The sequence below is a fragment of the Streptomyces sp. NBC_00207 genome, from assembly GCF_045160965.1.
Lineage (GTDB): Bacteria > Actinomycetota > Actinomycetes > Streptomycetales > Streptomycetaceae > Streptomyces.
In genome coordinates this window covers 3,679,859-3,694,149 of sequence record NZ_CP130715.1, presented here as the reverse complement: position 1 = coordinate 3,694,149, position 14,291 = coordinate 3,679,859, and the positions used below count along the sequence as shown (strand labels likewise).

The window sequence follows — 14,291 nt, the reverse complement described above, 5'->3', positions numbered from 1 at the left end:
CACTCGATGATCTCGGCTGAGTCAGTCGTGACGGGCGAGTTTCGCCGAGGAGACGAGCAGGATCAAGGCCAGCACGGGAATGAGCACCAGGTCCGGGAACACACCGAGGAGCAGCCCGCCCAGCACCGCACCGGCGACGGAGCCCGCGGCCATGACCAGGGTGAAGCGGAGGTTCGCGCCGAGCACCGCGAAGCTGCCGTCACGGCTGTAGCGGGCGAAGGCCACGAGCATGGTCGGCAGGGACACCAGCAGCGAGAGGCTTCCTGCGGTCTTGATGTCGACCCCGAACAGCAGCACGATCGTCGGGATCAGCAGCTCGCCTCCGGCCACGCCCATGATCGCCGCGACCACCCCGATGCCGAACCCGGCCACGACCCCGCAGGGCACCTGCGCCCAGAGCGGCAGCGCGAGCGCGTCGAGGGTGGTGGCGTGCGTGAGCAGCAGGGCTGCTGCCATGAGCACCATCAGGGCGGCCAGCACCTTGTAGAGGGTGGAGCTGCGCATGCGTACCGCCCAGGTCGCTCCGGCCCAGGCCCCCAGCAGGCTGCCGGCCAGCAGGTTGACCGCGACCGGCCAGCGTGCGGCCACCTCGGCGGCCGGGACCGCCGCCAGCCTGGCGGGCAGCGCGACCAGGACCACGACCAGGCTCATGGCCTTGTTCAGGATGACGGCAGAGAGCGCGGCGAATCCGAAGAGGCCGATCAGCAGGGGCAGGCGGAACTCCGCTCCGCCCAGCCCGATCATCCCGCCCAGCACGCCGATGGCCGCTCCCGCACCGAAGACCACGGGCGCCGTGTGCGTCGAGCGGAGGGGGACGAGGTCCTGGTCAGTGGCCACAACCGCATCCTCGCCGGTGGCCGTCCGCGCCTGCTACGGCACGGCCCCACCTTTGGGGAAAGCCACCAGGCGCCCGCCCGTGATTCGTCCTGACGTCCGGCGAGGACGCCCGACGCGCCCCGGGGCGCCGTGCCGGTGCTCTCCGCAGGCGACTGCATCCTTTGGCCTACTGCGTTTTCGGCCCTGCGGAGGACGATCTTGCGGCGCCGCCGCGAGAGGGTTGGTCCGTGCGAACAACCATCGGATACACCGTCGAGAGCATCGGCTACGTCATAGGGGCCCAGGGGCTCGTCAGCTTCGCTTCGCAGACCTTCTTCGGCACGGAGTGGGGCTGGATGCACAAGGTCGTCGACCTTCCGTCCGCTGCTTACCTCGGCGTCCTCGCCGTGGGGCTGGCGCTCATCGTCGGCGGGGTGAAGACGCGGAAGGCGCCATAGCGCCAGGAGCTCGCCTGACCGGCGGGCCGGCCGGGGGCCGCCGGCGGCTACCGGTGACGACCCGCGGTGACCAGAGCGCGAGACCCGCCCCCGGGGCGCGCCCCGGCTCAGGGGGCCGGACCATACGCGTTTCCCCCGAGGTATGGACGCCTGGCAAGATGGGGTGTATCTGCCCACCATCGATCTGCCGGACGGTTTCTCTTGGCTGAGTTCATCTACACCATGCGCAAGACGCGCAAGGCGCACGGCGACAAGGTGATTCTTGATGACGTCACCCTGAACTTCCTGCCCGGCGCGAAGATCGGTGTGGTCGGCCCGAACGGCGCCGGTAAGTCCACCGTTCTGAAGATCATGGCGGGCCTGGAGCAGCCGTCCAACGGCGATGCCTTCATCACGCCCGGCTTCACCGTCGGCATCCTGATGCAGGAGCCCAAGCTCGACGAGTCGAAGACCGTTCTGGAGAACGTCCAGGACGGCGCGGCCGAGATCATGGGCAAGCTCAAGCGCTTCAACGAGGTCGCCGAGCTGATGGCGACCGACTACACCGACGCGCTCATGGACGAGATGGGCAAGCTCCAGGAGGACCTGGACCACGCCAACGCCTGGGACCTCGACGCCCAGCTGGAGCAGGCCATGGACGCCCTGGGCTGCCCGCCCGGCGACTGGCCCGTCACCAACCTCTCCGGTGGCGAGAAGCGCCGCGTCGCGCTCTGCAAGCTGCTGATCGAGGCCCCGGACCTGCTCCTCCTCGACGAGCCCACCAACCACCTCGACGCCGAGTCGGTGAACTGGCTGGAGCAGCACCTCTCCCAGTACAAGGGCGCCGTCGTGGCCGTGACCCACGACCGCTACTTCCTGAACAACGTCGCCGAGTGGATCCTCGAGCTCGACCGCGGCCGCGCGCACCCGTACGAGGGCAACTACTCCACGTACCTGGAGAAGAAGGCCACCCGTCTCAAGGTCGAGGGCCGCAAGGACGAGAAGCGCCAGAAGCGCCTCAAGGAAGAGCTGGAGTGGGTGCGGTCCAACGCCAAGGGGCGTCAGACCAAGTCCAAGGCCCGTCTGGCCCGCTACGAGGAGATGGCGGCCGAGGCGGACAAGATGCGGAAGCTGGACTTCGAGGAGATCCAGATCCCGCCGGGCCCGCGCCTCGGTTCCATCGTCGTCGAGGTCAACAACCTCTCCAAGGCCTTCGGCGACAAGGTGCTGATCGACGACCTGTCCTTCACCCTGCCGCGCAACGGCATCGTGGGCATCATCGGCCCCAACGGTGCCGGCAAGACCACGCTCTTCAAGATGATCCAGGGTCTGGAGGCGCCGGACTCCGGCTCCGTCAAGATCGGCGAGACCGTCAAGATCTCGTACGTCGACCAGTCCCGCGCCAACATCGACCCCAAGAAGACCCTCTGGGCGGTCGTGTCGGACGAGCTGGACTACATCAACGTGGGCCAGGTCGAGATGCCGTCCCGCGCGTACGTCAGCGCCTTCGGCTTCAAGGGCCCGGACCAGCAGAAGCCGGCCGGCGTCCTCTCCGGTGGTGAGCGCAACCGCCTCAACCTGGCGCTGACGCTCAAGGAGGGCGGCAACCTGCTGCTCCTCGACGAGCCCACCAACGACCTCGACGTCGAGACCCTGTCCTCGCTCGAGAACGCGCTCCTCGAATTCCCCGGTGCGGCCGTGGTCATCTCCCACGACCGCTGGTTCCTCGACCGGGTCGCCACGCACATCCTGGCGTACGAGGGCGAGTCCAAGTGGTACTGGTTCGAGGGCAACTTCGAGTCGTACGAGAAGAACAAGGTCGAGCGTCTCGGTGCGGACGCCACCCGCCCGCACCGCGCCACCTACAAGAAGCTCACCCGAGGCTGAGGTAGCCGTCATGGCCAGACACCACTACCGGTGCCCCCTGCGCTGGGCGGACATGGACGCCTTCGGGCACGTCAACAACGTCGTCTTCCTCCGCTATCTGGAGGAGGCGCGGATCGACTTCATGTTCCGCCTCGCGCCGGGGGAGGGCAGCGAATCCTTCACGGGCGGCTCCGTCGTGGCCCGCCACGAGATCGACTACAAGCTGCCCCTCGTGCACCGTCACGAGCCGGTCCTCATCGAGTCCTGGGTGACCCGGATAGGCGCCGCGTCCCTGACCATCCGCTACGAGGTCAAGGACGAGGCGACCGAGGACGCGCCCGAGACGGTCTACGTGCGCGCCGAGACCGTGGTCGTGCCCTACGACCTCGCCGCGGGGCGGCCCCGCCGCATCACGGCCGAGGAGAGGCGCTTCCTGGAGGAGTACCTCGACGAGCCCGTGACCGCGTCCGCCTCTGCTTCCGCTTCCGGCGGCGGCCGGGAAGGACGCCTCGCGGCATGAACGAGCAGTTGCGCTTCGCCGATTCCGGGGAGGCGGCAGACCTCGCCGCCTTCCTGGGCCGGCTGGTGCACTACGACCGCGCCGCCGCCGTCCGCCTCCAGGCGGGCGGCGGTGCGCTCGGCGTCTTCGGACGGCCGCCGTCCTTCGAGGTCCTGGCCATCCGCACGGTGCGGCTCGCCGCGCCCGTCGCCGCGCCGCTCGACCTGACCGTGTCCGCCGGCGAGCTCCTGGAGTCCGTCGACGAGGCCTCGGCCGCGGCCACCGTGCCCGGGCCGGTCACCGGACCGCCCTGGACCGGGGTGCTCCCGCCCCGCGGCGGCTGGCGGCAGCTGCCGGGGCTGCCCGGCCCCCGGGCGATGGGAGAGGCCGTCGCGGCCGCCGTCGCCGAATTCCGCGCCCGCGACGAGGCCCTGCCCCCGCAGCACCGGACCCGGTCCGAGCGCGACCGCATCGGCCGCGAGATCTGGTCCCGCACCCTGGGCGACACCGAACTCCCGCTGCGCGCCGTGCACGCCGCTCAGTCCCTGGGCTTCCTGCGGCCGGTACGGGCCGCCGTGCCCGCCTCCGCCGCCGCGTCCGCCGCCCCCGACCCCGTGGCGTTGCTCGCCGCCGGAAGCTGGCTGCGGCTGCGCACCCCGTACGGCTCCGTCGCCACCCGCCGCCCCGGCGTCACCGGCGGCCTGGGCGCCCTCCAGGTCCGTCCGGTCTGATCCGCAGGCCCGCCCCTAACCCGCGGTGTTGATCATCGACGCCGCGGCGTACGTCAGGTACTTCCACAGCTGCGCCTCGTGCTCCGGCGCCAGGCCCAGCTCGTCCACCGCGACCCGCATGTGCTTGAGCCAGGCGTCGTGCGCCGCCGCGTCCACCTGGAACGGCGCGTGCCGCATCCGCAGGCGCGGGTGCCCCCGGTGCTGGCTGTAGGTGGTCGGCCCGCCCCAGTACTGCATCAGGAACAGTGCGAACCGCTCCTCGGCGGGGCCCAGGTCCTCCTCCGGGTACATCGGGCGCAGCAGCGGGTCTTCCGCGACCCCCTGGTAGAAGCGCCGGACGAGGCGGCGGAAGGTGTCCTCGCCGCCCACCTGCTCGTAAAAGGTCTGCTCCTGAACCGTGCCCCGCGGAATCTCATTCACCCGACCATCGTCTCAGACACCCGGACGGAGGACCGGGGCCCCAGGACTCTTCGACGGTGGCCGGCAGGGGCCGCGCGTTCGCACGCGAAGGCCGTGCGCAGGACAGTGGAGGCATGGGCGCACACACGGCACGCACCGAGACGCGCGATCTGCGGGAGACCGCGCACGCGGCCCAGGTGCGGGAGCTGACCGCCGCCGGGGTGCTGGAGGATCCGCTCTGGCGTTCGGCGTTCGCCGCCGTGCCCCGGCACGTCTTCGTCCCCTACTTCTGGACCGGCCGCGGCGCCGGCCACGAGCGGCTCTGGGCGGAGGACCCCGACCCCGAACGCCGGGCCCGCTGGCTGCGCGGGGTCTACGTCGACACCCCGCTGGCGACCCGGCTGCGCGACGGCCGGCTGGTCTCCTCCAGCAGCCAGCCCTCCCTGATGGCGAAGATGCTGGACGCCCTCGACGTGCACGACGGCGACGACGTCCTGGAGATCGGTGCGGGCACCGGCTACAACGCCGCCCTGCTCTGCCACAGGCTCGGCGAGGAGCACGTCACCACCGTGGACCTGGACGAGGAGATCACCGAGTCCGCACGGGCGCACCTGGCAGGGCTCGGCTACCATCCGGCCGTGGTCACCGGGGACGGTGCGCGCGGCTGCCCCTCCCGGGCCCCCTTCGACCGGATCCTGGTGACCTGCACGCTGCCGCTGATCCCGCACGCCTGGCTGGGTCAGTGCCGGCCCGGGGCGCGGATCCTGGCCCCGCTGTCGACCGGGCTGATCGCGCTCACGGTGCGGGACGCCGACTTCGCGGAGGGCCGCTTCCTGCACACCTCGGCGTACTTCGTGCCGCTGCGCGGGGCCACGGCCGCGCCGCCGCCCGACCCGGGCGGGGCGGCGTACGGGCTCCCGTACGAACTGGTGGAGAACGAGCGGTTCCAGTTCATGCTCGTGCTGACCGCGGGCGCACTGCACCCCCGCGAGGCCCTGGACCTGTGGCGCAGCGAGGGGCGGCCGGCCCGCGAGCGCTTCGGGGTCTCGGTCAGCGCGGAGGGCCAGTGGTCGTGGCTCGACGATCCCCAGGGGCCCTACGTGTGGCCCCTGGGGGAGGGGTGATCAGCCGCGGCGGATGGTGATCGTGGTCCAGGCACCCACGTGGACGCGGTCGCCGTCGGTGAGCGGGACCGGCACGTAGGGCTGGATCGGTTCCTCGCCACCGTTGATGGTGGTGCCGTTGGTGGAGTTCTGGTCCACCACCGCCCAGCTGAGGTCGGGCTGCTGGACGAGGACCGCGTGCTGGTGGGAGACGCCCGGGTCCTCCGGGGGCACCGACAGGTCGATGTCGGGGGACTCGCCCGTGGAGGCGCGGCGGCGGCCGATGGTGATCTGGCCGCCGGCGAGCGGAAGGTGCTGCTCCGGGGAGTAGGCGGGCAGGTTGAGCCCGGCCGCCTCGGGGCCGCTGCGCTGCATCATCGCCATGAAGTACGAGCGGTCGGGGCCGATCGTCGCGGACCAGGCGCCGCCCTGGGGCGGGAACCCCTGGTGCTGCTGCGGCGGAGGCTGCTGCTGGTACTGCTGCTGCGGAGCCTGCGCCACCGGGGCCTGCTGCTGGTACCCCTGCTGGTACTCCCGCTGTTGCGGCGGGGGCTGCTGCTGGTACTGGGGCTGCGCGGGCTGCTGGTACTCGCGCGGCTGTTCGTGCGCGGGCGGCGGCAGCAGCCAGTCGTCCTCGCGCTGCAGCGGCTCGGCCGGCCGGTTGACCCGGGACGGCCGCGAGCCCTGGTACTCGAAGTGGTCCTGGGAGTAGTTCCCGGGAGCGGGCACGGGCGGCGGAGGCGTCCCGCCGGGGCCGGGGCCGGGAACGGCACCCGCGCCGGTCGGCTGCGGGCCGGGGTCCGGCGCCGGCGGCGCGTACGAGGTCGCCGTACGGGTCAGGAAGTTGTACCGGCACTCCTCGCAGAACGGGGCCATGGCCTCGCGCGGGGTCCGGCACTGCGGGCAGAGCTCGGCCTGGGCGGTCGGCTCACCGGCGGTCGGGGGGAAACCGTAGCCGTAGGAGGGCACCGCGGGGGGGCCGTCCGGGGCACCCATGCGGTGGCCGCAGACCTCGCACCAGTCGTCGGAGGCGGACTGGTGCCCGTTCGGGCAGGTCGGCATGGCGGCGCTTCCCCCTTCTTCTCCCTGCGTCTTCACGTCAGGTCTCAGGTCTTCTTCACTCGGACGGTCTGCGTCGATCGCGTTTCGAGAGTCATCTCGTCGGCATCGGCGACCTTCGCTTTCAGCCGCACAGTACCCGCCACGGCGTCCACGACATCCACCACCTTCGACAGCAGTCTTGCTGTGTCGGCGTTCCCCGAGGCGCTCGCCAGTTGTACCGCGCGCCCCAGTTTGGCCGTGGCCCCATCGACATCGCCCAGTTTGCGGGCTTCCAGGCCCTGTTGGATAGCCTGCGCCAGCTCCGCCTGTCCGGTGTAATGGGCGACCTGCGGGCTGATGGCCGTGGACGCGGCGAGATCGGTCGTCCACACCGCGCGCACGAGGCCCTGGGCGAGCACGGTCTCGGACCCGCCCGCCGCACCCGGCAGGACGAGCGAGGCGCGGGCGGCGAGCATCTCCTGGCCGACGGCCGCACCCGGGACGCGCACGCACACGTGGTACTCGCGGGACTCGTCGCCCCACGAGCCGGTCGGATAGTCGCCGGCCCGCGGGCCCACCGCGGTGCGGCGGTCGGTCAGGTCCTGGACGGTCGGCGCGACCTGCTTCACGTACTGGATCTCCGCGCCGACCGGGGTCCACAGGCGCAGCGCGACGTCCGCGACCTCCTTGCCCATGACGTTCTCCATCATGCGCGTGAAGTCCTCGGTGAGGTGCGCCGGGTCGGCCACGATGTCGGCGGAGCCGAGCAGCGCGCTCGCGATGCCCGTGACCTCCTTGACCTCCCAGTCGGTGCCCACCCCGCGGGCGTCGCAGGTGAAGCGGCCCGCGCAGGCGTCGAGGGTGGCCCGGAGCACGGCAGGCTCCTCGTGCTCGTTGCGGCCGTCGGTGAGGAGGATGCCGTGCCGGATCACGGCCGGGGAGCTGCGCAGCAGGCCGTCGGCGAGCCGCAGCCAGGTGCCGATGGCGGTGCCGCCGCCGGAACTGAGCCCGCGCAGGGCCTCCTTGGCCTGGGCGCGGGTGGCCGGGTCGGCCACGGCGAGTCGGCCCTGGCCCGGGTAGACCTCCTTGGCCACGTGCGTACCGGCGATCACGGCGAAGGAGGTGCCGTCGCGCAGGGTGTCGACGGCCGCCGCCGTGGCCTCGCGGGCGCCCCGCATCTTCTCCGCCGGGTACTCCATGGACCCCGAGCAGTCCACCATGATCACGACGGCGGCCGTGCCGTCGGCGGCAGCCGCCCGGGTGGCGGTGGCACCGCCGGTGGCGGTGGCCGTGACGATGGCGTGGACGTCACGCCCGCCCTCGGGGAGGAACTCGTTCTGGTACACCTCCACGCTGAAGCGCGGGGCGCTCGGCTTGGCGAAATTCGCCATCGGTGGGACTCCTAGGGGCTCGGGCAGGCGGGTCAGACCTGCGGGCGCGCTTCCGGTTCCGGTCGTGCTGCCGGGCCCGGCTCCACCTCGGGTCCCGGTTGCTGCCCGGGGTCCGTGGCGAACGGCACCACGGCCACGGTGACGTTGTCGTGGCCGCCGCCGTCGAGGGCGTGCCCCACCAGCACCTGTGCGCTGTGCAGCGGGCGGGCCGCCGCGTCGGCGGGCAGCACCTGGGCCATCTCCCGCGCGGACTCCGCGTAGTTCCACAGTCCGTCGGTGCAGACCACCACCACCCCGGGGTGGTCCGGCTTGAAGGTCGCGGTGTGCGGTTCGAGGTCGTACGCGTCGGCCCCCAGCCAGCCGGTGATGGCGTGCGCGCGGACGTCCGCGTAGGCCTCGGCCTCGCCCATCAGTCCGGCGGCGACCATCTGCGCGGCCCACGAGTCGTCCTCGGTGAGGCGGCGGGGCAGCGCGGCGCGGTCGTCGGGCACCCAGTAGGCACGGCTGTCGCCCACCCAGCCGATGGTCAGCAGCCCGCCGCTGACGACGGCGCCCACCAGGGTGCAGGCGGGGGCGTTCTGCGCGCCCGGGGTCTCCGGGGCCAGGGCGTTCACCGCGGCGGCGGCGGCCAGGATCGCCTCGTGCATGGCCTCCTGGGGGTGCGCGCCACGGGGGAGCGCGTCCAGCAGGGCCTCGTTGGCGGCGCCGGCCGCGGCGGCCGAAGCCTCGTCGGGGCGGCTCGCGGAGGAGACGCCGTCGCAGACGATGGCCACGGTGGCCGCGGATCCGTCGGGCAGGGCGGTGGCCGCCACCGCGAAGGAGTCCTCGTTGCGGTGGTGGCGCAGCCCCCGGTCACTGACGGCGGCGACGCTCCCCAGTTCCTCTTCGAGGTGGTCCCGCTCCCGGGGCTGTGCGTGCCCGCAGTGCTCGCAGTACCCGTCGGTGTCCACGTGGCCGGCCCGGCAGGCGACGCAGGTCTTCCCGCCGGTCGCCGCGCCGGACGGGAGCGGGGTCTCGTACGGGGATTCGCCGGTGCCCCAGGGCGTCCCCTCCGGGGGAGTGCCGGAGCCGTCGCCGGGCCGGTCGTGGCGGGTCTCGGGGCCGTCCGCCCAGCCCTGCGGGCCCGACGGCCCGGACGGGCCGCCCGGAGCCGGCCCGGAGCCGTCCTGGGCGCTGCCCCTCGGCCGGCCGACGTGCCCCTGCTCCGGGGCGGCCCCGGGGGCGTACGGGCCGTCGCCGGATCCCCAGGGGGTGCCCTCCGGTGGCGTGCCGGTGCCGGACGGGCTCCCGTGGCCCGCGCTCCCGTACGCGGACCCGGCCGGGCCCGGCTGCGGCAGCAGCCCGGGCTCCGCCGCGGTGGCGCTCCAGCCGGCCGGCTCGTCGACCAGCGTCGGCGCGGCCGCGGCCACGCTGCCCCAGCCGGGCGCCGGTCCGGCGGCGTCGTGGGACGCGCCGGGGGCCGGGCTCCCGTAGCCGCCCGCGGGGGCGGCCGGCGGGGCCGGTGGGATGGGCATGGTCGGGTGGTCCGCGGACGCAGCCGGGGGAGGAGCGGTCACGGCGTAGCCGCAGACGCCGCAGAAACGGTCACCCTCCTCCAGGGGTTCCGCGCAGCTGGGGCAGCCCGACAGCCGATGCATCGACATCACTCACACCCACGTCCGGGGACGGAAACGGTTTGCCCGCTCCACCAGTTCGATCCTCTCCTCGCCACGCTGCGCCAGCCGTGCGAGGACGCGGTACGAGCGCTCCAGTCCGAAGCGCAGGCCCCGCTCGTCCAGTTGACTGCCGAGCAGCGAGGTCCGGCCGGGGTCGGAACCCCGGCTACCCGACAGTACCCAGTCCAGGGCCGAGCCCAGAACCTCCGTCGCGAGCCGCTCCTGCCGCTCCGGGTCCAGACCGAACCGCCGCAGCGCCTCCACCTGGTCGGCTGCGGCCGCCAGGTCGGCCAGCAGCGGCTCCTCCGGGGACCGGTCGCGCAGACGTGCGCGTACGGCCGCCACCCGGGCGGCGGTGTAGTGGATGGACGCCTCCGGTACGGATTCCAGCGTCCGCACGGCTGCGTCCCGGTCGCCGGCGGCCAGCTGGACCCGGGCCAGCCCGAAGGCCGCGCTCACGAAACCGGGGTCGGTGATCCACACGAGCCGGTAGTACTCGGCGGCGTTGTCCAGCTGGCCCAGCACCTCCGCGCACAGCCCGAGGGCCAGCTTCGGTGCGGGCTCGCCCGGGAAGGCGTCGTAGATCGCGTCGAAGGACAGGGCCGCGATCTCGTTCTCACCACTGGCCAGCGAGGCGATGCCACGGGCCCACACCACCCGCCAGTCGTCCGGATGCCGGGCCTCCAGCTCCGCCAGGGTGCGCCCGGCCGAGGACAGCTCGCCCAGCTCCAGCCGGGCCCGCAGCTCGCGCAGCCGCAGCTCGGCCGAGTCGGCGGGAGCCGAGGCCAGCGCGCCCAGCAGGTCGCCCGGCGCGGAGGCCAGCAGACCGGTGAGGAAACCGGCGTTCGGATCGCCCGCGTCCACCAGCGGCACGGGCAGCGCCAGCGCGGTGTCGCCGGCGTCGAGGGTGGTCGCTCCCGCCGGGGCCGCGGCCGCGGTGGGAGCGGCAAGGGACACCGGGGCCGGTGCGGGCCCCGCTGCCGGAGCCTGACGGGCCCGGGGCACGGGCGCCGCCGCCACATGCGTGGCGGTGCTCCCGAGGCCGGGCAGCGGCGCCCCGGCCGCCCCGGGCGCGTGCGCCCCCGTACCGGCCGGGCCGCCGTGCGACCGACCCCACGGGCCGACCGCCCCGGGCGGGGCTCCGGCCGGCAGGGCGGCGCCTCCCGGCGGGGTGCCGGGCAGCCCGGCCGCACCGGCCTGGTGGCCGGCGGGCACCGCCGTCCCGCTGTGCGCGGGTCCCCACGGTCCGGACGCCGCGGGCAGGGGCGTCCCGCCCGGCGGAGTGCCGCCGGTGAGCGTGTGGGCCTGCCCGCCGGCCGCCCCGGTGGACAGGGCCGCGCCGCCCGGCGCGTGCGCTCCCGTGGAACGGGCCGGGCCGCGGCCGAGGGCCCCGAACAGTCCGCCACCCCGCCGGAAGGCGAGCGGCCGGGAGGCGATCGGGCGGTGGCCCAGCCGGGACACGACCGTGCCCGAAGAGGCGTCGGCGAACAGCTGGGTGTCCGGAACGCGCAGTTCCGGGCCGAAGAGGGTCGACAGCTGGGGCCGCGGCCGGCCCGTCTGGAGCGCGACCACCTCGCGCAGCACGCCCGTCAGCTGGTCCGCCATCTCCTGCGCCGAGGAGAACCGCCGCCCCGGATCCGGGTCCGTCGCCCGTACGAGCAGCCGGTAGAAGGACTCGTACCGTCTGAACACCTCGATGTGCTCGGGGTCCGGCAGCGAATCCACGAACACATTGGTGTAGCCCTGGAAGTCGAAGGTCAGGACCGCCAGCGTCCGCGCCACCGTGTAGAGGTCGGAGGCGACCGACGGGCCCAGCTCCGCGACCTCCGGTGCCTGATAGCCCACCGTGCCGTAGATGGCCGACTGCTCGTCGTCCATCCGGCGCACCGCGCCCATGTCGATCAGCTTCAGCTGGTCCTGCTGCTGGATCGCGTTGTCGACCTTGAAGTCGCAGTACAGCAGGTTCCTGCTGTGCAGGTGCCCCAGCGCCTCCAGCGCCTCGATCCCGTACGCGCACGCCTGCTCCACCGGCAGCGGATCGCGCCGCCCGTCCGGCCGCCGCCGCTCGTTCGCGATCTCCTTCAGCGACTTGCCGCCGACGTACTCCATGACGATGTACCCGTCCAGCGAACCCGTCCGCTGGTCCAGGTGCTCCACGAAGTTGTAGATCCGCACGATGTTGGAGTGCTCGATCTCCGCGAGGAAGCGCCGCTCCGATATCGCGGCCTCCATCGCGTCCTGGTCGCCGGTGTCGAGCAGGCCCTTGAGGACCACCCACCGGTCCGCGACCGCCCGGTCCACCGCCAGGTACACCCAGCCGAGACCGCCGTGCGCGAGGCAGCCCGCCACCTCGTACTGGCCGCGCACCACGTCGCCCGCGTTCAGCTTGGGCACGAAGGAGTAGGGGTGCCCGCACTTGGTGCAGAACCCCTCCGTCCGGCCCGGCCGGTCCCCGCGGGAGCGGCCCACCGGGGCCCCGCAGTCCGAGCGCGAGCAGAACCGCTTGCGCTCCGGCACCTCCGGGTTCTCCAGGACCGCCGCCGAAGGATCCGGACGCGGCACCTCCGGAACGTTGACCAGCCCGGCTCCCAGCCGGCTGCGCCCCGAGGACGCCGCCGAACCCGAACTGCGCACCGACACCGACCGGGTGGACGCCGTCCCCGACAGGGACCGCGACAGCCGCCCCGACACCGAGCGACGCGACGAGGAGGACCGCGAGGAGCGGGCCGAGGCCGAGGACCGCGCCGAGCCGTGCGAGCCCTGCGAACCCATCGACCCGCGCGACCCGCCGGACCCCAGCGAGCCCCGGGCCGCGCTCGTCATCCCCGTCGGGGGCGACACCAGATCGTCCGCACCCGCCGCGACCGCGCCGACCGGCGCCAGCCCGCAGGTGTCGCAGTACAGCTCACCGCCGCCCATGTCCTCGTACGTCCCCGGGCAGCCGGGGCGAACGCACGCGGTTCCGACCAGACTCATGCGTCCTCCTTCCCCGGCCCGCCGGGCCGGAACTGCTCGGGCCGGTGATCTTCGTGCCTCACCTGCTGCGGCACCAGCGACTCCGCCGCCGCCTGCTGGTAGCGCAGGACGGCCTGCTCGGCGGCCCGCAGGTCGCAGGGCGCGCTCCACAGCATCCGGCGGGCCGCGTCGTACCGCTCGACCAGCACCGGATCCTCCGCCATTCCGTGGCGGGCCACCTTCGCCTTGTACGCGTCGAGCCGCCCGCGCAGCTCGGCCCGTACCGCCAGTGGCGCCGTCACAGCTGTCAACGATTCACGGGCCCGTCGCAGTTCCTCCTCGGCCCGGACCTCCAGCGATTCCAGCAGCGGCGAGAGCCGGTGCCAGCGCGACCGGCGCCGGTGCTCGGCCGCCGCCGCCAGCTGCTCCTGCAGCACCGTCGGAGGGCCGCTCACCGCCGGCACCTCGGACGCGGCGATCTTCGCCAGCACCTCACCGCGCGCCGTCCGCGCCTCCGCCAGGGTCCGGTCGGCCCGCGACAGCACGTCCCGCAGGCTGATCAGCCGCTGCTCGGCGTCCTGTCGCACGTCCAGCACCGCCTCGACCTCCCGGCGTACGTCCTCCAGCGCGAGCGCGGCCCGGTCGTAGCGCCCCGTGTCCGGACGGCCGCCACCGGGCGCCGCGCTCCCCGTCACCGGCAGCCAGAAGGCCAGCGGGTCCGCGATCACCTGTGCCCGCAGCTGCGTCAGCTCCGCGGTGATGTCCTCCAGGTCGTCGCCCGAGGGATGCTCGCCCGGGCGCACGCCCACCGAGTGGGCGAGCGAGCGGGTGCGGTGCAGCTCGGCGGCGAGCAGGTCGATCCGGGCGGGCAGCGCCGACCACACGGCGTCGGCGGCGACCACCACGTCCAGCGAACGCGCGTACAGACCGTTCATCCGCGCCACCAGCTCGGCGAGCGAGAGCCGCTCCGCCAGCGCGACGCCCTCCGCCGCGGCCCCCGCGATCAGCACGCCCGGTCCGCGCAGCCGCTCCGTCAGCTCGATCAGGTCCTCGCGGTTCGGCCAGCGGCGCCGCTCCCGGACCTCCCGGGCGGCGGTCAGGGCCCCGCTGTAGGCGTCGAAGTACGTCCACAGCCGGCTGATGTCCGCGTCGGCGGCCGCCCACCGGTCCTTGGTGATCCCGGTCAGCGCGGCGCCCTCCAGCAGCCGGCGCCCCGCGTGGTCCTGGAGGGCGAGCAGCGAGGTCTCGACGGCCTCGTGCTCCGCGCCCAGCCGGGCCAGGGCGCGGTCGACGCCGTCCCGGTCCATCACTGCCGAACCCGCCTCCACCGACTGTGCCTCCGCTTCCGCTGCCGCCTCCGTGTCCCTCTCCGCGTGCTCCGTGTCCGGCCCCGCGCCC

At 73.7% G+C, this 14,291-nt stretch carries 12 protein-coding genes; 5 read left to right on the top strand and 7 right to left on the bottom strand.

The features are described 5' to 3' along the window. Positions 1 to 21: 21 nt before the first annotated feature. Positions 22 to 837: a sulfite exporter TauE/SafE family protein gene (locus OG472_RS17665; protein ID WP_405830168.1), complete on the bottom strand. Its 816-nt coding sequence runs from the start codon at positions 835 to 837 to the stop codon at positions 22 to 24. Positions 838 to 1,064: 227 nt separating this feature from the next. Between OG472_RS17665 and OG472_RS17660 the strand changes: the two genes are divergently transcribed. The 4 genes from OG472_RS17660 to OG472_RS17645 all read left to right on the top strand — a co-directional run bounded on the left by OG472_RS17660 (position 1,065) and on the right by OG472_RS17645 (position 4,349). Beyond that, a complete protein-coding gene (locus OG472_RS17660) occupies positions 1,065 to 1,274 on the top strand; it encodes a hypothetical protein (RefSeq protein ID WP_405830166.1) in 210 nt (69 codons plus the stop codon). A 201-nt stretch (positions 1,275 to 1,475) separates the two neighbouring features. After that, positions 1,476 to 3,140 carry an energy-dependent translational throttle protein EttA gene (gene ettA, locus OG472_RS17655; protein ID WP_401602093.1) on the top strand — a complete coding sequence of 555 codons (1,665 nt, stop codon included), beginning with the start codon at positions 1,476 to 1,478 and terminating at the stop codon, positions 3,138 to 3,140. A gap of 10 nt (positions 3,141 to 3,150) precedes the next feature. Then, positions 3,151 to 3,639 (top strand): acyl-CoA thioesterase, encoded by a 489-nt coding sequence (locus OG472_RS17650; protein ID WP_401602091.1) that lies wholly within the window; start codon positions 3,151 to 3,153, stop codon positions 3,637 to 3,639. Next, positions 3,636 to 4,349: a hypothetical protein gene (locus tag OG472_RS17645; RefSeq protein ID WP_401602090.1), complete on the top strand. Its 714-nt coding sequence runs from the start codon at positions 3,636 to 3,638 to the stop codon at positions 4,347 to 4,349. Before OG472_RS17650 ends, OG472_RS17645 begins: the two co-directional genes overlap by 4 nt. Before the next feature lie 15 nt (positions 4,350 to 4,364). Here OG472_RS17645 and OG472_RS17640 read toward each other — a convergent pair whose 3' ends face one another. Beyond that, on the bottom strand, positions 4,365 to 4,769 hold the full coding sequence (locus tag OG472_RS17640) for a globin (protein WP_383575815.1): 405 nt from the start codon (positions 4,767 to 4,769) through the stop codon (positions 4,365 to 4,367). 113 nt (positions 4,770 to 4,882) lie between these two features. Between OG472_RS17640 and OG472_RS17635 the strand changes: the two genes are divergently transcribed. Beyond that, a complete protein-coding gene (locus tag OG472_RS17635; RefSeq protein WP_405941713.1) occupies positions 4,883 to 5,872 on the top strand; it encodes a methyltransferase domain-containing protein in 990 nt (329 codons plus the stop codon). On the opposite strand, the gene OG472_RS17630 is transcribed toward OG472_RS17635, so the two are convergent. The 5 genes from OG472_RS17630 to OG472_RS17610 form a co-directional block, all read right to left on the bottom strand. After that, positions 5,873 to 6,913, bottom strand: coding sequence for an FHA domain-containing protein (locus OG472_RS17630; RefSeq protein WP_401602086.1), 1,041 nt, complete (start codon positions 6,911 to 6,913; stop codon positions 5,873 to 5,875). A 44-nt stretch (positions 6,914 to 6,957) separates the two neighbouring features. Continuing rightward, positions 6,958 to 8,283: a VWA domain-containing protein gene (locus OG472_RS17625; protein WP_401602084.1), complete on the bottom strand. Its 1,326-nt coding sequence runs from the start codon at positions 8,281 to 8,283 to the stop codon at positions 6,958 to 6,960. A gap of 32 nt (positions 8,284 to 8,315) precedes the next feature. After that, on the bottom strand, positions 8,316 to 9,797 hold the full coding sequence (locus OG472_RS17620; protein WP_405941712.1) for a protein phosphatase 2C domain-containing protein: 1,482 nt from the start codon (positions 9,795 to 9,797) through the stop codon (positions 8,316 to 8,318). A 132-nt stretch (positions 9,798 to 9,929) separates the two neighbouring features. Further along, a complete protein-coding gene (locus OG472_RS17615) occupies positions 9,930 to 12,914 on the bottom strand; it encodes a tetratricopeptide repeat protein (RefSeq protein WP_405941711.1) in 2,985 nt (994 codons plus the stop codon). Next, positions 12,911 to 14,200 (bottom strand): hypothetical protein, encoded by a 1,290-nt coding sequence (locus tag OG472_RS17610; protein ID WP_401602078.1) that lies wholly within the window; start codon positions 14,198 to 14,200, stop codon positions 12,911 to 12,913. The genes OG472_RS17615 and OG472_RS17610 overlap by 4 nt, the downstream gene beginning before the upstream one ends. Positions 14,201 to 14,291 lie beyond the last annotated feature (91 nt).

Bases quoted from the DNA above. Each gene is read 5' to 3' on its own strand.
- OG472_RS17610 (WP_401602078.1), bottom strand. From the start codon at position 14,200: ATGGACCGGGACGGCGTCGACCGCGCCCTGGCCCGGCTGGGCGCGGAG.
- OG472_RS17625 (WP_401602084.1), bottom strand. From the start codon at position 8,283: ATGGCGAATTTCGCCAAGCCGAGCGCCCCGCGCTTCAGCGTGGAGGTG.
- OG472_RS17645 (WP_401602090.1), top strand. From the start codon at position 3,636: ATGAACGAGCAGTTGCGCTTCGCCGATTCCGGGGAGGCGGCAGACCTC.
- OG472_RS17615 (WP_405941711.1), bottom strand. From the start codon at position 12,914: ATGAGTCTGGTCGGAACCGCGTGCGTTCGCCCCGGCTGCCCGGGGACG.
- OG472_RS17620 (WP_405941712.1), bottom strand. From the start codon at position 9,797: ATGCCCATCCCACCGGCCCCGCCGGCCGCCCCCGCGGGCGGCTACGGG.
- OG472_RS17635 (WP_405941713.1), top strand. From the start codon at position 4,883: ATGGGCGCACACACGGCACGCACCGAGACGCGCGATCTGCGGGAGACC.
- OG472_RS17650 (WP_401602091.1), top strand. From the start codon at position 3,151: ATGGCCAGACACCACTACCGGTGCCCCCTGCGCTGGGCGGACATGGAC.
- OG472_RS17630 (WP_401602086.1), bottom strand. From the start codon at position 6,913: ATGCCGACCTGCCCGAACGGGCACCAGTCCGCCTCCGACGACTGGTGC.